At 63.4% G+C, this 18,421-nt stretch carries 16 protein-coding genes; 14 read left to right on the plus strand and 2 right to left on the minus strand.

Going from position 1 to position 18,421, the window contains the following annotated elements:
• The first annotated feature begins 219 nt into the window (after positions 1-219).
• Complete coding sequence (locus tag CAP2UW1_RS10435; RefSeq protein WP_015766587.1) at positions 220-2,124, plus strand: potassium transporter Kup; 1,905 nt, start codon at positions 220-222, stop codon at positions 2,122-2,124.
• A 126-nt stretch (positions 2,125-2,250) separates the two neighbouring features.
• Positions 2,251-3,030: a methylmalonyl-CoA decarboxylase gene (gene scpB / locus CAP2UW1_RS10440; protein WP_015766588.1), complete on the plus strand. Its 780-nt coding sequence runs from the start codon at positions 2,251-2,253 to the stop codon at positions 3,028-3,030.
• Between the two features lie 64 nt (positions 3,031-3,094).
• Here the strand turns inward: scpB and CAP2UW1_RS10445 are convergent, their stop codons facing one another.
• Together CAP2UW1_RS10445 and CAP2UW1_RS10450 are read right to left on the minus strand one after the other, a co-directional pair.
• On the minus strand, positions 3,095-3,694 hold the full coding sequence (locus CAP2UW1_RS10445) for a response regulator transcription factor (RefSeq protein ID WP_015766589.1): 600 nt from the start codon (positions 3,692-3,694) through the stop codon (positions 3,095-3,097).
• Entirely contained in the window at positions 3,691-5,706 is a 2,016-nt protein-coding gene (locus CAP2UW1_RS10450) for a sensor histidine kinase (protein ID WP_015766590.1), read from the minus strand. The genes CAP2UW1_RS10445 and CAP2UW1_RS10450 overlap by 4 nt, the downstream gene beginning before the upstream one ends.
• A gap of 210 nt (positions 5,707-5,916) precedes the next feature.
• Here CAP2UW1_RS10450 and CAP2UW1_RS10455 point away from each other — a divergent pair, with 210 nt between their 5' ends.
• The 12 genes from CAP2UW1_RS10455 to der all read left to right on the plus strand — a co-directional run bounded on the left by CAP2UW1_RS10455 (position 5,917) and on the right by der (position 18,355).
• Positions 5,917-6,930: a TRAP transporter substrate-binding protein gene (locus CAP2UW1_RS10455; protein WP_015766591.1), complete on the plus strand. Its 1,014-nt coding sequence runs from the start codon at positions 5,917-5,919 to the stop codon at positions 6,928-6,930.
• Positions 6,931-7,012: 82 nt separating this feature from the next.
• Positions 7,013-7,729 carry a TRAP transporter small permease gene (locus CAP2UW1_RS10460; RefSeq protein WP_015766592.1) on the plus strand — a complete coding sequence of 239 codons (717 nt, stop codon included), beginning with the start codon at positions 7,013-7,015 and terminating at the stop codon, positions 7,727-7,729.
• Positions 7,726-9,009 (plus strand): TRAP transporter large permease, encoded by a 1,284-nt coding sequence (locus tag CAP2UW1_RS10465; RefSeq protein WP_015766593.1) that lies wholly within the window; start codon positions 7,726-7,728, stop codon positions 9,007-9,009. Before CAP2UW1_RS10460 ends, CAP2UW1_RS10465 begins: the two co-directional genes overlap by 4 nt.
• A 177-nt stretch (positions 9,010-9,186) precedes the next feature.
• Positions 9,187-9,615, plus strand: coding sequence for a nucleoside-diphosphate kinase (ndk, locus tag CAP2UW1_RS10470; RefSeq protein WP_015766594.1), 429 nt, complete (start codon positions 9,187-9,189; stop codon positions 9,613-9,615).
• 19 nt (positions 9,616-9,634) lie between these two features.
• Entirely contained in the window at positions 9,635-10,756 is a 1,122-nt protein-coding gene (gene rlmN, locus CAP2UW1_RS10475) for a 23S rRNA (adenine(2503)-C(2))-methyltransferase RlmN (protein WP_015766595.1), read from the plus strand.
• Complete coding sequence (gene pilW / locus CAP2UW1_RS10480) at positions 10,753-11,556, plus strand: type IV pilus biogenesis/stability protein PilW (protein ID WP_015766596.1); 804 nt, start codon at positions 10,753-10,755, stop codon at positions 11,554-11,556. Before rlmN ends, pilW begins: the two co-directional genes overlap by 4 nt.
• Before the next feature lie 7 nt (positions 11,557-11,563).
• Entirely contained in the window at positions 11,564-12,490 is a 927-nt protein-coding gene (locus CAP2UW1_RS10485) for a RodZ domain-containing protein (protein WP_081444157.1), read from the plus strand.
• Between the two features lie 4 nt (positions 12,491-12,494).
• Positions 12,495-13,760, plus strand: a complete 1,266-nt coding sequence (gene ispG / locus CAP2UW1_RS10490; RefSeq protein WP_015766598.1) for a flavodoxin-dependent (E)-4-hydroxy-3-methylbut-2-enyl-diphosphate synthase — start codon at positions 12,495-12,497, stop codon at positions 13,758-13,760.
• Positions 13,757-15,052, plus strand: coding sequence for a histidine--tRNA ligase (gene hisS, locus CAP2UW1_RS10495; RefSeq protein ID WP_015766599.1), 1,296 nt, complete (start codon positions 13,757-13,759; stop codon positions 15,050-15,052). Before ispG ends, hisS begins: the two co-directional genes overlap by 4 nt.
• A 2-nt stretch (positions 15,053-15,054) precedes the next feature.
• Positions 15,055-15,738: a tetratricopeptide repeat protein gene (locus CAP2UW1_RS10500; protein ID WP_015766600.1), complete on the plus strand. Its 684-nt coding sequence runs from the start codon at positions 15,055-15,057 to the stop codon at positions 15,736-15,738.
• Entirely contained in the window at positions 15,738-16,880 is a 1,143-nt protein-coding gene (gene bamB, locus CAP2UW1_RS10505) for an outer membrane protein assembly factor BamB (protein ID WP_015766601.1), read from the plus strand. The genes CAP2UW1_RS10500 and bamB overlap by 1 nt, the downstream gene beginning before the upstream one ends.
• A complete protein-coding gene (gene der, locus CAP2UW1_RS10510; RefSeq protein WP_015766602.1) occupies positions 16,877-18,355 on the plus strand; it encodes a ribosome biogenesis GTPase Der in 1,479 nt (492 codons plus the stop codon). Before bamB ends, der begins: the two co-directional genes overlap by 4 nt.
• The last annotated feature ends 66 nt before the right edge of the window (positions 18,356-18,421 follow it).

The raw sequence follows: 18,421 nt of genomic DNA on the forward strand, positions 1-18,421 counted from the left end.
CGAGGCCCCGTTGGGCTGAAAGCCCCTTGTTCCGTGTTGCGGGTTCGCATTCGTCCTATAATTTCGCGCTGATTGCTGCGCCGCAACAGTCAGCCGAATCGGCGGCAAAACCTCGCCTGGGGTGCTCTGATCGACCACGGCTGATGTTCGGCACAATCCGCCGTCACGGCTGACGCAGGCTGGCGTGAAGGGCTCGATCAACAATGGTGGGGAGGGAAAATGAGCGCAGCAATTGAGGCGCACGGTGAGCACTCGGGTCTGGCCGCCACCGCGCTGGCGGCAATGGGCGTCGTCTTTGGCGACATCGGGACCAGTCCGCTGTACACCATGAAGGAAGTGTTTGGTGGCCATCACCCGTTGGCGGTCACCCCGGAGAACGTGCTGGGGATCCTGTCGCTGGTCTTCTGGGCGTTGACGATCACGGTGTCGCTGAAATACGTCCTCTTCATCACCAAGGCCGACAACAAGGGCGAGGGCGGCATCATGGCGCTGACGGCGCTGGCTCTGCGCACCGCCAATGCTTCGCCGCGAGTCCTCTGGATGATGTCGGCGCTGGGGATCTTCGGCGCCGCGCTTTTTTACGGCGATGCGGTGATCACGCCGGCGATGTCGGTCCTTTCGGCGGTCGAGGGACTCGAAGTGGCGACGCCGCTGCTCAAGCCCTACGTGCTGCCGATTACCGTCGCCATCCTGATCGTGCTGTTCGTTTTTCAGCGGCACGGCACCGCAGCGGTCGGTGCGCTGTTCGGCCCGGTGATGATGTTCTGGTTCGCGACCCTCGGCCTGCTCGGCCTGTGGAACGTGATCCAGCATCCGTCCGTACTGGCCGCGATCAACCCCTGGTACGCCGTATCGTTCGGCATCGGGCACCAGGGGATGGCCTTCCTGGCCCTCGGTTCAGTGGTGCTGGCGATCACCGGTGGCGAGGCGCTGTACGCCGACATGGGGCATTTCGGTCGACGTGCGATCAAGTGGGCCTGGTTCTCCTTCGTCTTCCCGCTGCTCTACCTCAACTACCTCGGTCAGGGCGCGCTGATCCTCGACGATCCGACGGCGATCCAGAATCCCTTCTTCCTGCTGGTACCCAGTGAAATCCTGCTGATTCCGCTCGTCGTCCTGGCGACCATTGCCACCGTGATTGCCTCGCAGGCCGTCATTTCCGGCGCCTTTTCGCTGACCAGCCAGGCCATGCAACTGGGGTATTGTCCGCGTATCCGGGTCAACTTCACCTCGGAACGGGAAAAGGGCCAGATATACGTCCCCAACATAAACTGGCTGCTGCTGCTGACGGTGATCATCGTCGTCCTCGGTTTTCGCTCGTCGTCGAACCTGGCGTCGGCGTACGGCATCGCCGTCACGCTGACGATGATGATCGACACGATTCTCGCCTTCGTCGTCGTGCGTGCGCTGTGGAAGTGGAGTTGGCCGCGTGCGGCGCTGTTCCTGGTGTTCTTCGTCGTCGTCGATTTTGCCTTCTTCTCGGCCAACGTCATCAAGATCCTCGATGGTGGCTGGTTTCCGCTGGTGCTGGGCTTCTCGGTGTTTGCGCTGCTGTCGACCTGGAGGCTCGGCCGCCGACTGCTCTATGAGAAACTGCAGCAGGACTCGATACCCCTCGACGCGTTCATTGCCAGCCTCGCTGACGGTGGACCGCACCGTGTCGGCGGCACCGGCGTCTTCCTGACCGCCAGCCCGGAGGGTGTGCCGCGCGCGCTGCTTCACAACCTCTACCACAACAAGGTGTTGCACGAGCGGGTGGTGCTGCTGCATGTCGCCTCGGAAGACGTTCCGCATGTGCCGGAGGACGAGCGCGTGCGCGTCGAGGCGCTAGCTGCCGGATTTCATCGGGTGTTTGTCCGCTACGGCTTCAAGGACGACCCCAACGTGCCGCAGGTCATGGACATGTGCGCCGGGCTGGGGCTGCGCTTCGAGATGATGGAAACGTCGTTTTTCCTCGGCCGCGAGACGGTCGTCACGATGCCGATTTCCCGGCGCGCGCGCATGGCGTACTGGCGCCAGATTCTCTTCACCTGGATGTTCCGCAACGCCGATCCGGCGACGGCCTTCTTCAAGATTCCGCCGAACCGCGTCGTCGAACTGGGCGCGCAGGTCGAGTTGGCGTAACTGTCCAGGGACTTTGCTTTCTGGTGGTCGCTGCGCCGCGGATGCGTCGCGCGGCGACCATGCTACCATCGGGCCGTACGCTCATGCTTGCGCGCCGAGTAGCGCAGCGAACCCGAGGAGAACCAGGTGTCCCTGATCATTACCGAAACCCAGAACGCGATCGGCACGATCGTGATGAACCATGTGGCAAAACGCAACGCCCTCAGCGAAGCGCTGATCGGCGAAATCACCACCGCGCTCGACGGCTTCCGCGAGCAGGCGATCCGCGCCGTGGTGCTGCGCGCGCCTGCCGGAACCAAGGTCTGGTCGGCCGGCCACGACGTCAGCGAGCTACCCAGCGGCGGTCGCGACCCGCTTGGCTGGAGCGACCCCCTGCGCGTGCTGATCCGCGCCATTCAGGAGTTCCCGGCGCCGGTGCTTGCCCTGATCGAAGGCGGAGTCTGGGGCGGTGCCTGCGAAGTCGCCATGGGCTGCGACATCCTGGTGGCGACGCCGGAGGCGACGTTTGCCATCACCCCGGCCAAGCTCGGCGTTCCTTACAACCTTGGCGGGCTGCTGACCGTGATGAACATGATCCCGCTGCCGGTGGCCAAGGAGATGCTCTTCACCGCACAACCAATTCCCGTCTCGCAGGCCTTGAACCTGGGTGTCGTCAATTATGTCCGGCCGGCGGATGAAATCGAATCCTTCGTTCATGGCCTCGCCGAGAGCATCGTCGCCAATTCGCCGCTGAGCATCTCGGTCATGAAGGAGGAGTTGCGGCTGCTGTCGAGCGCGCGCTCGATCACGCCGGAACTGTTCGAACGGATCCAGGGGCTGCGGCGGATCGTCTACGACAGCCAGGACTATCAGGAGGGGATCGCCGCCTTCAGCGAGAAGCGCAAGCCGCGTTTCCTGGGTCGCTAGCACGCGCCGGTTGCCGACGGTGCCGAGGCCGTGATCGGCGGCGGCCCGCCGCGCGATGTGGGGTTCAGCGTTTGCCGGCGAGCAGTTGTGCCAGCTCAACGGCGGTGCGGACGCCCATCTTTTCGAAGAGGTTGGCGCGATGGACTTCGACGGTGCGCATGCTGATCTGCAGTTCGTCGGCAATGACCTTGTTGAGCTTGCCGGCGAGGACCAGTTCCATGACCTCGCGTTCGCGGCAGGTGAGTCTGGCGATCAGGGTATTGACCGAATCGGCATCCGACGCGGCGACGCGCCGGTTTTCGTCGAGCTTCAGCGCCTCGATGACCCGATCGACCAGTTCGTTGTCGTTGCAGGGTTTTTCAACGAAATCGAAAGCGCCTTTCTTCAATGCCGACACGGCCATCGGCACGTCGCCGTGACCGGTGAGAAAGATCACCGGTAGCGTGCTGCCGCGCTCGCACAGAATATCGAAAAGCTCCGGTCCGCTCATGCCGTCCATGCGGATGTCGAGGACGAGGCAGCCGGCGAGCGACGGGTCCCAGGCCGCCAGGAAGTCTTCGGCGGAAGGGTAGCTCAGGCAGTGAAGACCACGTGACTCGAGCAGCCAGCTCAGCGAGTCGCGAATGGCGTCGTCGTCGTCGACAAGGTAGGCGTGCGGGGTCATTGTCGGTCAATCGGCAGGGTGATGACAAAGATCGAGCCGCCTTCGGGGTTGGCTTCGACCCACAGGCGGCCGTGGTGAAACTCGATGATCGAGCGGCAGATGTTCAGTCCCATGCCCATGCCGTCGGCCTTGGTCGAGAAGAGGGGGGTGAACAGTTTCTCGGCCACCTCGGGCGATATTCCCGGGCCGCGGTCAACGACCCGCACCTCCATCTGATTGTCGGTCTGGCTAAGCTTTATCGTCAGTCGCCTGCGGTCGGCGGGGACGTCGCTCATTGCCTCGATGCCGTTGCGCATCAGGTTGAGCAGTACCTGCTCGAGCATCACCTGGTCGGCCATCAGTTCCGGCCGCATTCCCTGGATCTCGCGGACGATGCGCACGCCGCGGCTCTTGGCGGCGCCTTCGATGAAACCGATGCTGTCGTCGATGACTTCGGCGAGGTCGCAAGGCGCGAGCTTGGGTTCGCTTTTGCGCACGAAGTCATGCACGCGGCGGATGATGTGGCCGGCTCGCTGTGCCTGCACCGCCAGTTTGCCGAGCGCTTCCTTGAACTGCCCGGCGTTGAAATTGCCGGACTCGAGCTTGTTCAGGCAGCCGGCGTTGTAACTGGTGATCGCGGCGAGGGGCTGGTTGAGTTCATGCGCCAGCGTCGAGGCCATCTCGCCCATGGTGACCAGGCGGGCGGTGACTTGCAGCTTCTCCTGCTGCTGGCGGGCGAGCTCCTCGGCGTGCTTGCGCGCGGTGACGTCGATGATCGACCCCATCCAGCCGGTCTGCCGGCCGTCGGCGTCGATCAGCGGCGCCTCGTAAACCAGTGCGTCGAAGCGAGTGCCATCCTTGCGCATCAGCCGGATCTCGAAGCCCTCGTGCGGGGCGTTGCCCTCGAGCACCTTGTTGTGCAGGAGCAGGGTCTTCTCCATTTCCTCCGGCGCCCAGTACGGCATCGGCGGTTCCTTGCCGATCAGCTCGTCGGCTCGGAAGCCGACCATCTGCAGGAAGGCCGGGTTGACGTAGGTCACCCGCCCATCGAGATCGCGCGCGCGCATGCCGACCATCAGTGAGTCTTCCATGGCTTTGCGAAAAGCATACTCCGAGCGCAGTGCCTGCTCCGCGGAAAGGCGTCTCTGGATCAGTCCGCGGACCGCCCACAGGCTCCAGAAGACGGCGGCGGCGAGAACGACGATCAGCGTCGCAATCAGCGTCTGCGCCAGATTGCCGCTGCCGCGGTAGGCCGTTACCTGCAGGACGATGCCGTAGCCGGGAGGGTCGATGCTGACCGGGTAGCTGAGCGTCGTCGGCGAGGCGTCGACCTTGGACTTGCTGGCCAGCAGGGTGCCGTTGCCGTCGACGATGCGCACCTGGTACTTCTCGGCGAACCACCACGGGACGTGTTGCTTGAGCAAGCCATTGAGCGAATACACACCGAGCAGAGTGCCACGATACCTCCCGCCATCGAAGATCGGCACGTAGACGTCGAATTGTGCCGCTTCGGCGGCGCGATAGGCATCGCTGTAGATCGGCTTGCCGAGCCGGGTGAGTTCGATCGACCGGTTGACCGGATTCTCGCCAAGCGCCTCCGGGCCGGGCCGCGGCAGGCTGGCCGTCGGCATACCTTGGACTGCCCTGGCCGCGGTGTCCAACCACAGCAATTGCCGGATCTCGGGATTGTTCTTGAGGATGTGACGGGCGCGCAGATCGAAGAGTTCGCCCTGGCGCCTGGCTCGGCTCAGATCGAGGGCGAGCTGCTGCAACTGTTCGGAGTTTCCTTCGATGTGAAAGCGGATGTTCTGCTCGAGCCACAGGACATCGGCAATCAGCGTCGAACGCTGTTCGTCGATTTCATTCCGGTGCAACAGCCAGAGCAGCGTGATCAGCAGCACCAGCAGCAGACCCACCGCCACCTTGAGGATCGACAGGTACCAGTTCGACCACCTCAGTGACGCCGGTCGCCGGCGCTCGCGCTGGTGCTGGTGCTGGTGCTGGTGCGGGTAAGGAGGGGAGAGCGCTCGCATGGCGGATCATCTTACCGAACTTCCTGCGGCAGCGGGTAGCCGGCTCGGCGTCGGTGCGTCATGGTCGACGGCGCCGCCTGCGGGTCGGGCGACTCGCCGAGGGTTGCGGGTTTCCACAATATGCGCCGCGCGTTTTTTTTGTGATATTGGCGGCCGCAGTACGGGCGTCGCCCGATTTCAAACCAAAGTGCTCAACGGAGGAGACAATTCATGAAGATTTCCACCCTGCTTTTCGGCCTCGTCGCCGGCGCCCTGACCGTCGTACCGCTGGCGGCTATCGCGCAGCAGCCGATCGTCATCAAGTTCAGCCATGTCGTGGCGCTCAACACGCCCAAGGGTCAGGCCGCCGAGTTCTTTGCCAAGCGCGCCGCTGAACTGACCAAGGGTAAGGTCAAGGTCGAGGTCTACGCCAACTCGACGCTGTACAAGGACAAGGAAGAGATGGAGGCGCTGCAACTCGGCGCCGTGCAGATGCTCGCCCCCTCGCTGGCCAAGTTCGGTCCGCTCGGCGTCAAGGAGTTCGAACTCTTCGACCTGCCGTACATCTTCGACAACTACGCGGAACTGCACAAGGTGACGCAAGGTGCGGTCGGGCAAAGTCTGCTCAAGAAGCTCGAACCGAAGGGCATCGTCGGTCTGGCATTCTGGGACAACGGCTTCAAGTCGTTTTCGGCGAACACGGCGATCAAGATGCCGGCTGACCTGAAGGGCAAGAAGATGCGCATCCAGTCGTCGAAGGTGCTGGAAGAGCAAATGCGTTCGCTTGGCGCCCTGCCGCAGGTGATGGCCTTCTCCGAGGTCTATCAGGCGCTGCAGACCGGCGTCGTCGATGGCACGGAAAACCCGATTTCCAACCTCTACACGCAGAAGATGTACGAAGTGCAGAAGTATCTGACGCTGACCGAACATGGTTATCTCGGTTACGCGGTGATCGTGAACAAGAAGTTCTGGGAGGGTTTGCCGGGTGACGTCCGTGGGCAACTGGAAACAGCGATGAAGGAAGCGACTGTCTATGCCAACAAGGTTGCCAAGGAGGACAACGACAAGGACCTGGAGTCGGTCAAGAAGTCTGGCAAGACGCAGGTCACCGTGCCGACCGCCGAGGAACGCCTGGCTTTCAAGAAGGCGCTGGCACCCGTGCATGTGAAGATGGAATCGCGGATCGGCAAGGATCTGCTGCAGGCGGTCTACAAGGAAACCGGCTTCGATCCGAACAAGCTCTGAGCACGCAGGAGGAGGAGAAAATGGCCCGTTGGGACGCCTGAACCAACGGGCCTTTTTTCAAGCAGGCGGGGGAGTTGCTGATATGAAGATACTGGATCACCTCGAGGAATGGCTGATTACCTTCCTGATGGCGGCGGCGACATCGATCATTTTCGTGTCCGTCGTTCATCGCTACGCGTCGGGATACGCGATTCCCGGTGTGCAGGACTGGCTGCTGTCGCTGAATTTTGGCTGGACGCAGGAACTGTGCATCATCATGTTCGTCTGGATGGCCAAGTTCGGCGCGGCCTATGGCGTTCGTACCGGCATCCACGTCGGCGTTGACGTGCTGATCAACCGGATGAGCGGCCGCACACGTTCCAAGTTCGTCGTTTTCGGGCTGCTCGCCGGCGCGCTGTTCACCGGCGTCGTCGGTACGCTCGGCGCGCACTTCGTGTGGGAAAACGGCTTTCATTACGCCTTCTACTCCTTTGTCGGCTGGGAAATGGTCGATGTTCCCGAGGGGCCGACGACGCCCGATCTCGAATGGCCGACCTGGATCGTCTATAGCGCCATCCCGCTCGGCTCCTCACTGATGTGTTTCCGCTTCCTGCAGGTGACGGTCAGCTTCATCAGGACCGGCGAGTTGCCACATCACGATCACGGCCATGTGGATGGAATCGAGGAAGAACCGGTGGTGGACGAGGTCAGCGTCTTCGCGATGGAGGACAACCTGCATCCGCATGACCTGACCTACAAGAAACGCCATCCCGAAGATCCGTCGGGCGACCCGTCTGACAAGGGAGGAAAACAGCCATGAACGCCGCCATCATTTTCACGCTGCTGCTGGTGCTGATGCTGACCGGCATGCCGATCTCGATCTCGCTCGGCCTTACGGTCCTCAGCTTCCTGTTCATGTTCACGCAGGTGCCCCTCGAGTCGGTTGCCCTCAAGCTGTTTACCGGCATCGAGAAGTTCGAGATCATGGCCATTCCGTTCTTCATCCTGGCCGGGAACTTCCTGACCCACGGTGGGGTGGCGCGACGCATGATCCGCTTCGCGACGACGATGGTCGGCCACCTGTACGGTGGTCTCGGCCTGTCGGCAGTGGTAGCCTGCGCCCTGTTTGCCGCCGTCTCCGGGTCGTCACCGGCAACCGTCGTGGCGATCGGCTCGATCCTGCTGCCGGCGATGGTCAAGGCAGGGTATCCGCGGAGTTTCGGCGCGGGCGTCATCACCACTTCCGGCGCCCTCGGCATCTTGATCCCGCCGTCGATCGTCATGGTCATGTATTCGGTGGCGACCAACACTTCGGTCGGCGCGTTGTTCATGGCCGGTGTGATTCCGGGCATCGGCCTGGCCTGCGTGCTCGGCGGCGTCACCTGGTACCGGGCCAGAAAGTTCGACTATCCGCGCATGCCGAAAGCGTCACTGGGCGAGAAGTGGACGGCGTTCCGCGAATCGGTCTGGGGTCTGCTGCTCATCGTCGTCGTCATGGGCGGTATCTACAGCGGCATGTTCACGCCGACCGAAGCCGCTGCGATGAGTGCGGTCTATGCCTTCTTCGTCGCCGTCTTCGTGTACAAGGACCTGACCATGAAGGACGTGGCGCGGGTTCTTCTCAACTCGGCCAACATGTCGGCGATGCTGCTGTACATCATCACCAACGCCGTGCTCTTCTCGTTCATCATGACGAACGAGAACATCCCGCAGGCGCTGGCCGACTGGATGTTGGGGCATGGTCTGGGGATGATTGCCTTCCTGCTGGCGGTCAACATCATCCTGCTGCTCGCCGGCAATTTCATGGAGCCGTCGTCGATCGTACTGATCTTCGCACCCATCCTTTTCCCGGTGGCGATGAAACTGGGAATCGATCCGGTGCACTTCGGCATCCTGATGGTGGTGAACATGGAAGTCGGCATGTGCCATCCGCCGGTCGGACTGAACCTCTACGTCGCTTCGGGGATTACCAAGATGGGGATCACCGAACTGACGGTCGCCGTCTGGCCGTGGCTGCTATCGATGCTCGCCTTCCTGGTCGTCGTGACCTATCTGCCGATCATGTCGACCTGGCTGCCGCAGAAGTTGGGCATGATGTAGCGAAGACCTGCCGTTCCTGTGTCGCCTGAGCGCGCGTACGGGGGAACCCGTACGCGCGCTCAGCATTTTCAAGCGTCGCGGGCATTCGCGGACGAGTGTTGGTATAATATAAGGTTATGTTTCGAGCAATTTGATCGTCCTGTTTTTTCTGACCAACCTGCCTGTGGAGAATGAGTCATGGCCATCGAACGTACCCTTTCCATCATCAAGCCTGATGCCGTTGCCAAGAACGTCATCGGCAAGATCTACTCGCGCTTTGAGACGAACGGTCTGAAAGTCATCGCCGCCAAGCTGGCTTGGCTGTCGCCGCAGGAAGCCGGTGCCTTTTACGCCGTGCACAAGGAGCGTCCCTTCTTCAAGGATCTGGTTTCCTTCATGATTTCCGGTCCGGTGATGATCCAGGTGCTCGAAGGCGAGGGCGCGATTGCCAAGAACCGCGAGCTGATGGGCGCGACCGACCCGAAGAAGGCCGAGCCGGGAACGATTCGCGCCGACTTCGCCGAGTCGATCGATGCCAACGCCGTCCATGGTTCCGACGGCGAGGACACGGCCAAGGTCGAGATCGCCTTCTTCTTCCCGGCGATGAGCGTCTACTCCGGCCGCTGAGTCGGGGCTTACGCTGCACATGACGGTCAATCTGCTCGATCTCGATGCTGCCGGCCTGACGGCGTTTTTCGCCGAATGTGGCGAAAAGCCTTTTCGCGCCCGACAGGTGTTGCGCTGGCTGCATCGTTTCGGGCAGCTTGACTTCGATGCCATGACCGACATTGCCAGAAGTCTGCGCGAAAAGCTGCGGGCGACGGCACAAGTGCTGCCGCCGGTGGTAATCGCCGACAGACTGTCGGACGACGGCACGCGCAAGTTTCTCTTCGATGTCGGCGGTGGCAATGCGGTGGAAGCCGTCTTCATTCCCGAGGCCGAGCGCGGAACGCTCTGTATATCGACGCAGGCGGGTTGCGCGCTGGACTGTTCCTTCTGCTCGACCGGTAAGCAGGGCTTCAACCGCAACCTGACGGTGGCCGAGATTGTCGGCCAACTGTGGCAGGCTCGGCATTCACTGGGTGCATACGCCGCGGGGGAAACTGCTGGCGGCGAACGCGTGATCAGCAATGTGGTGCTTATGGGGATGGGCGAGCCGCTGGCCAACCTCGACAACACGGTGACGGCCTTACGGCTGATGCTCGACGACAATGCCTACGGTTTGTCGCGCCGCCGGGTGACCGTGTCGACTTCGGGTCTGGTGCCGGCGATGGATCGTCTGCGCAACGAATGCCCGGTCGCCTTGGCGGTTTCCCTGCACGCACCCAACGATCGCCTGCGCGATGAACTGGTGCCGATCAACCGCAAGTATCCCTTGCACGAATTGATGTCCGCCTGTCTGCGCTACCTCGAAAAGGCGCCGCGCGATTTCGTGACCTTCGAGTACGTGATGCTCGCTGGCGTGAATGACTCGGACGCCCAGGCGCACGAGTTGCTTGCCCTTACCCGCGATGTGCCGTGCAAGTTCAACCTGATACCTTTCAACCCCTTTCCTGGCTCGCCCTATCACCGTTCGTCGGCGCCGCGCATTCGGCAGTTCGCCGAGACCCTGATCGACGCCGGTGTGGTGACGACGACCCGCAAGACGCGCGGCGACGACATCGACGCCGCCTGTGGACAACTCGCGGGGCAGGTTCTCGATCGTACACAGCGTACCGGGCGTCGGGTGTTTCCTCTTCGCCTCGATCTTCAGCGGGTCTCCGGATGAGACGAGCCGCGCTGGCGACTGTTGCCTTGCTATGTCTCGGTGCCTGTTCATCGACGACCGTTGCGCCGACCGCCAAGGCGAAGGCCGCCGAGGACGAGGTCGACTCGCGCCGACCGACTCCGCCGCGCGACGCGCGGACGCGCGCCAAGCTCCATACCGAACTGGGCTCCTTGTATCTGCAGAGCGGCAACCTCGCCGTGGCGCTTCAGGAATTGCTGATTGCCATCGACATCGACCCCGATTACGGCAAGGCCTATGGCACGCGTGCGCTCGCCCACTTCGGCATCCGCGAGCTGGAGCTCGCCGATCGGGACTTTCAGCGAGCACTCAGCATCGACCGCAACGATCCCGACATCAGCAACAATTACGGCTGGTTTCTCTGCCAGATCGGTAGAGGAAAGGAAGGAATTACCTACCTCCAGCGTGCGCTGAAGGATCCCCTCTATGAAACCCCGGAAAGAGCCTATCTCAATGCTGGTGGCTGTTACGCGACGCTGGGCGATCTGGACAGGGCCGAGACTTTTGTTCAGCAGAGCCTGCGTCTCGCGCCGGGGAACCCGCAGGCGGAGTTGCAGCTGGCAAACATCTACTACCGGCGCGGTGATCTGCAACTGGCAAACGAACAGCTCGCGTCGCTGGTGCGCAAGACCGAGCCGAACGCAGAGGCGCTATGGTTGATGGTGAGGGTCGAGCGCAGCCTGGGCAACCGTCAGGCCGAGGCCCGCTACAGTGCCCAGTTGCGGCGGAAATTCCCGCTTTCGCCGGAGGCCGAGGAACTGCTGAAAGGCAATTTCGAATGATTGAAGAATGAGCGAACACTCCCAAACGGCCGATTCGGCGGGAGCAGGGGTTTCCGTGGGAAACCTTTCCGGCCCCGGGTCAGCACCTGCAGAAGATCTGACGCCTGAGACGAGACGGGTCGGGCGGCGCTTGCGTGCCGCGCGTGAGGCGAGGGGCATGACGGTGGCCGACGCCGCCCAATCGCTCAAGCTCGGTCCCCGTCAGGTCGAGGCGCTGGAGGCCGAGGACTGGTTGTCCTTGCCCGGCAACACGATGATCCGGGGGTTCGTCCGCAACTACGCACGCCTGCTCAGCCTGGACCCCGATGAACTGATGCGCGAGCTGGATGCTGCGCACCTGCAGCGTACCGTAGAGCTCGATGTGTCGGCTGGAACGACGGCGACTCTGCCTCCGACGGTCAGGCGGGTGGAACGTCGCGATTATCTCGCGATCAGCGCCGGGCTGATCCTGCTCGTGCTCGCCGGGCTGGCCTATTATTATGTGCCCGCCGACTTCTGGCAGTCACAGATGGCAACCTGGATCGGCAGCCGCAGCGCACCGCCGGCTCCCGTCGTGCCGCCCGTGCGGGCGCCGGCCGACGTGGTCGCGCCCAAAGGGGCAGCGGGCGAGTCGGTGACCGTGCTGACGGCACCGAACGCGACCGTGTTGTCGGAAGCGCCAGGGGTGCGCTCACCGGCAGGGGCTTCGCCGGCGACGGCGGGTGGACTGAAACTCGGCTTTGCGCAACCCGCTTGGGCGGAGGTGCGTGACGGGCGTGGGCAGATCGTGTTCTCGGGAGTGAGCCCGGCGGGCAGCCGGCGCGACGTCGCCGGGCAGCCGCCTTTTTCGCTGGTGCTGGGGAACGCGACGCAGGTGAGCGTCGAGTACCAGGGGAAGGTGGTCGATCTGGCCCCGCACATCAACGGCGACGTCGCGCGGCTGACCGTCGAATGAGGAAATGTCCGGTCGTGAGCACGCTGTGAGCCATCTCCTGTCTGCTGCCGCGCGGCGGCCAACGCGAACGGTCAGTGTCGGCCATGTCCGGATTGGCGGTGATGCGCCGGTGGTCGTCCAGTCGATGACGAATACCGATACCGTTGATGTGGTCAGGACGGCGATTCAGTGTGCCGAGTTGGCGCGCGCGGGATCGGAACTGGTACGGATCACCGTCAACACGTCGGAAGCCGCGGCGGCAGTGGCGCCGATTCGCGCCCACCTCGACCGCATGGGCGTCGACGTGCCGCTGATCGGCGACTTCCACTACAACGGCCATCGCTTGCTGGCCGAGCATCCGGCATGTGCGCTGGCGCTCGCCAAGTACCGGATCAACCCCGGCAACGTCGGCCATGGCCGCAAGCGCGACGAGCAGTTCGTACAGATGATCGAGATCGCGTGCCAGTACGACAAACCGGTGCGCATCGGCGTCAACTGGGGTAGCCTGGACCAGGATTTGCTGGCGCGCATCATGGATGAAAACGCTCATCGGGCCGAGCCGCGCGATGCGATCGAGGTGATGCGCGAAGCGATGGTCGCCTCGGCGCTCGAGTCGGCAGCCCGGGCCGAGGAAATCGGCCTGCCCGGCGACCGGATCGTTCTCTCGTGCAAGGTGTCCGGCGTGCAGGATCTGATCGCCATCTACCGCGAGTTGTCACGCGCCTGTGACTATCCCCTGCACCTGGGCCTGACCGAGGCAGGCATGGGCTCGAAGGGAATCGTCGCTTCCACGGCGGCAATGGCGGTCCTGCTGCAGGAGGGTATCGGCGATACGATCCGGGTCTCGCTGACGCCGCAACCCGGTGGCGAGCGCACGCAGGAGGTGATCGTCGCGCAGGAGATGTTGCAGACGATGGGACTGCGCGCCTTTACGCCGATGGTCGTCGCCTGTCCGGGCTGTGGGCGAACGACCAGCACCTTCTTTCAAGAACTGGCGCAGTCCATCCAGGAGCATGTGCGCAGCCGGATGCCGCAGTGGCGGCTGGACCACGACGGGGTCGAGAACATGACGCTGGCAGTGATGGGTTGCGTGGTCAATGGACCGGGCGAGAGCAAGCACGCGAATATCGGCATCAGCTTGCCGGGCACCGGCGAAGTACCGGCAGCGCCTGTGTTCGAGGACGGTGCGAAGACCGTCACCCTGCGTGGCGACCGGATCGCCGAGGATTTCACCGCCATCGTCGATGCTTATGTGGCGCGGACCTACCAGCGAAAGCCGACCGGCCGATGAGTGCAGTAAAGATCCAGTCCGTTCGCGGCATGAACGACATTCTGCCGGACGAGGCGGAGTTCTGGGAGATGTTCGAGGACACCATCCGGTCGTGGCTCAAGAGCTATGGGTATCGCCCGATCCGCCTGCCGGTCGTCGAGCCGACGCCACTGTTCAAGCGGGCTATCGGCGAGGTCACGGATATTGTCGAGAAGGAGATGTACTCCTTCGTCGATACCCTGAACGGCGAGCCGCTGACGCTGCGTCCGGAAGGCACGGCCGGTTGCGTACGCGCCGCGATCCAGCACAATCTGGTTGCCCAGCAGACGCAACGACTCTACTACCTTGGCCAGATGTTCCGGCACGAGCGGCCGCAGAAGGGGCGTTACCGGCAGTTCCATCAGGTCGGTGTCGAATCACTCGGCTTTACCGGCCCGGACATCGATGCCGAGCAGATCCTGATGGGAGCCCGCCTGTGGAACGACCTTGGGCTCGACGGTATCGCCCTGCAGATCAACACGCTGGGTGAGCCTGCGGAACGTGCGCGCCACCGTGCCGAGTTGATCCGGTATTTCGAGCACAACGGCGACCGGCTCGACGACGATGGCCGGCGGCGTCTCCACACCAACCCGCTGCGCATCCTCGACAGCAAGAATCCGGCGCTCGAGGATCTGATTCTCGGCGCGCCAAAGCTGATCGACCACCTCGGCGCCGAGTCGCTGGCGCATTTCGAGGGGGTCCAGCAGGTGCTGCGCGATGCCGGCCAGCCGTTCACCATCAACCCGCGGCTGGTGCGCGGCCTCGACTACTACAACCTGACCGTTTTCGAATGGGTCACCGATCGCCTCGGCGCGCAGGGGACAGTTTGTGCCGGGGGTCGGTACGACGGACTGGTGCAGCAGCTTGGCGGCAAGCCGACACCCGCCTGCGGCTTCGCGATGGGGGTCGAGCGGCTGATTGCACTGATTCGCGAGGCCGGCGGCGAGGCGAAGGCGGCGGCCGTCGATGTCTATCTCGTTCATCAGGGAACGGCGGCGTCGCGCCTGGCCGTCCGCGTCGCCGAGGCGCTGCGCGACCAGGGTATCGATGTCCTCTTCCATTGCGGCGGCGGTGGCTTCAAGGCGCAGATGAAGAAGGCCGATGCCTCGGGAGCCAGTTTCGCCGTGATCATCGGCGACGACGAAGCGGATGCCGGTGAGGTGACGCTGAAGCTCCTGCGTGCGACGGATAAACAGGCGAACGAGCAGCAGCGGGTCAGCGTCGATGGCGTCGCCGACGCCATCATGAGTCACATTCTGGATTGGGAAGAGTAAGCATGGCTACCTACGACCTCGAGGAACAGGAACAGATCGCCGAAATCAAGGCGTGGTGGAAGCAGTACGGCAACCTTCTGCTCGGCATCGTTACCGCGGCCTCGATCGGCGTCATTGCGTGGCAGGGCTGGAACTGGTACCAGCGCAATCAGGCGGCGCAGGCTTCGATGGTGTATGGCGTGCTGCAGAAGGCCGTGCGCGAGAATGATGCGCAGCGGATCAAGACGGCGGCGGGCGAGTTGCTCGAGAAATACGGCAGCACGGCCTATGCGCCGATGGCTGCCCTGAGCGCGGCGAAAGCCATGTTCGCCGCCGGCGACACCAAGACGGCGAGCTTGCAGCTTGTCTGGGTCGTCGAGCACGGCAAGGACGAGCTGCGCGATCTGGCTCGCTTGCGTCTGGCGGCCGTTCTCCTCGACGAGAAAGCTTACGATGAGGCGCTGAAACAACTCGCGGGCAACACCACCGGTGGCTTCGCGGTTCGTTTTCTTGGTAGCCGTGGCGACGTTCTCAGTGCCCAGGGCAAGACGGCCGAGGCGCGCGCCGCGTACCAGGAGGCGCTGGTCAGGCTCGATGAGGGCGACAAGACCGGCAAGGGCAAGAACACCCTGCAGGATCGGCAGGCGAATGCCGCCTTTCGTGAAATGCTGGAGTTGAAGCTGGACGCGCTCGGGGAGAGCAGCTGATGAAGCCTTCCCTGGTCGTCGTCCTGGTCCCGTTCCTGGTGGCCGGCTGTTCGACGCTCGACGCCCTCAATCCCTTTGCCAGTAGCGGACCGAAGATGGCGGAACTGCGCCCGATCGACGCCACTGTCCAGGCGCGGGCCATCTGGCAGGAAGGCGTCGGCAAGAGCGACGACTATGCGTTCACTCCTGCCGTGGTCGGATCGTCGGTCTACTCGGCTTCCCGAGACGGCACCATCGTTCGTCTCGACGATGGTCAGCCGGTCTGGCGAATCAAGGCCGAACAGGCGCTTTCCGGCGGCGTCGGCGCGGATGCTCGGATCGTCGCGGTGGGTACCGCCAAGGGTGACGTATTCGCCTTTGATGCGGCGGACGGCAAACTGGTGTGGAAAGCGAAGGCGAGCAGCGAAGTCATTTCGCCGCCAGCGGTGGGGCAGGGCATCGTTGTCGTGCGCAGTGGCGACCACCGCGTCGCCGCGTACGACACCAGCGACGGCAAGCGCAAGTGGGTCTATCAGCGCCCGAGTCCGCCGTTGTCACTGCGTGTGACGGCGAGTCCGCTGGTGGTCGATAGGTACGTCTTCGTCGGTTTCCCGGGCGGCAAGCTGATTGCCGTAAGCGTAGACAACGGCGCGCCGCTCTGGGAGGGGACCGTCGCCTTGCCGAAAGGCGCCACGGAACTCGACCGCGTCGCCGATGTGACCAGCGCCCCGGTCATCGATGGGCGGATGATCTGCGCTGCTGCTTTCCAGGGGCGCGTCTCGTGCTTCGACCTTGGCAACGGCAACCTCATGTGGGGACGTGACATATCGAGTGCGGCCGGGCTGACGATCGACAGCCGCTACGTGTATGTCGCCGACGACAAGGGGGCCGTGCATGCCCTCGACAAGGCAAGCGGTGCAAGCATCTGGAAACAGGACAAGCTGTTCCTGCGCAAGCTGACTGCGCCGCTGGTGCGTCGCAATCTCGTCGTTGTTGGCGACGTGCAGGGCGTGGTGCACTTTCTGAGTCGCGATGATGGATCCTTCGTCGGACGACTGAGCACCGATGGCAGTGCGATTCAGGCGCCGCTGCAGCCCCTGGGCAACAACAATCTCGTCGCGCAGACGCGCAGTGGTCGCGTGCTGGCGATCGAGGCCCAATGAAGACAAGCATCGTCCTCGTCGGGCGGCCGAACGTTGGCAAGTCAACCCTCTTCAACCGCTTGACCAGGACCCGCGATGCACTCGTCGCCGATCTCCCCGGGCTGACGCGCGACCGCCATTACGGACACGGGAAACTCGGCAGCAAACCGTATCTGGTGATCGACACCGGCGGCTTCGAACCGCTCGCCAAGGATGGCATCATGTACCACATGGCACGCCAGACCGAGCAGGCGATCGACGAGGCCGATGTCGTGATTCTCGTCGTCGATGGACGCAGCGGCCTCACCGCGCTGGACAAGGAGATCGCCAACCGTCTGCGCAAGGTCGACCGGCCGGTTCTGGTGGCCGTCAACAAGTCGGAAGGGATGAGCGTCGGTGTCGTCGTCTCGGATTTCCACGAACTGGGGCTCGGTGAGCCGCTGGCGATTTCCGCAGCTCACGGCGAGGGAGTGCGCGCACTCATCGACCTGGCGCTCGAACCGTGTGCCGAAGCGGTGGAAAGCGAGCCCGAGAGCGACGTGGTCAAGGTCGCCATCGTCGGCCGGCCAAACGTCGGCAAGAGCACGCTGATCAACGCGCTGCTTGGCGAAGACCGGGTCATCGCTTTCGACCAGCCGGGAACGACGCGCGATGCCATCGAAGTCGATTTCGAGCGCGGCGGCAAGAAATACACGCTGATTGACACCGCCGGCCTGCGCCGCCGCGGCAGAGTCTTCGAAACCATCGAGAAGTTCTCGGTGATCAAGACACTGCAGGCGGTCGAGGACGCGCAGGTGGTTATCCTGGTGCTCGATGCGCGGCAGGACATTGCCGAGCAGGATGCCCACATTGCCGCTTTCATCCGTGAATCCGGGCGGGCGCTGGTGGTGGCCGTAAACAAGTGGGACGGACTCGACTCCTACGTTCGCGAGCAGATCAAGGGCGCTCTCGAGGGCCAACTGGGGTTCATCGATTTCGCCCGTTTCCACTATGTTTCGGCGCTCAGGGGGCAGGGCCTCGAACCCTTGTTCCGCTCGGTGGATGCGGCGTACAGGGCGGCCATCGCCGACCTGCCGACGCCGCAACTGACGCGCACCCTGAGCGAGGCGGTCGCCAGACAGGCGCCCCCGCGTAGCGGCTTGTTCAGGCCAAAGCTGCGCTATGCTCACCAGGGCGGGCGCAACCCGCCGCTGATCGTCATCCACGGCAATGCGCTCGACAAGGTTCCCGAGTCGTATCGTCGCTACCTCGAGCACACCTTCCGCGAGGTGTTCAAGCTCCAGGGGACGCCGTTGCGAATCCAGTTCAACGTCTCCAGCAACCCTTTTGCCGATAGGAAGCCGCCCGAACAGAACCGGCGGCACAAACCCGTGGTGAAAGCGCCGGTCAGGAAGGACGCCAGAGGGGGAGGGCCGGCGAAGGCTGCCGGCAAGCCAGTCCCGGGTGGGAAGACGAAGCCTGCGGTCAAGCCCAGGCAGCCATCCGGCCGGCGCTGAACGGTAGTCCGCGATGCCTCAGCTCCCCAGGATCCGAGAGTCCTCGCAACCCGGTTGTTTCGGTGG

It is taken from the genome of Candidatus Accumulibacter phosphatis (assembly GCF_000024165.1).
GTDB lineage: Bacteria > Pseudomonadota > Gammaproteobacteria > Burkholderiales > Rhodocyclaceae > Accumulibacter > Accumulibacter phosphatis.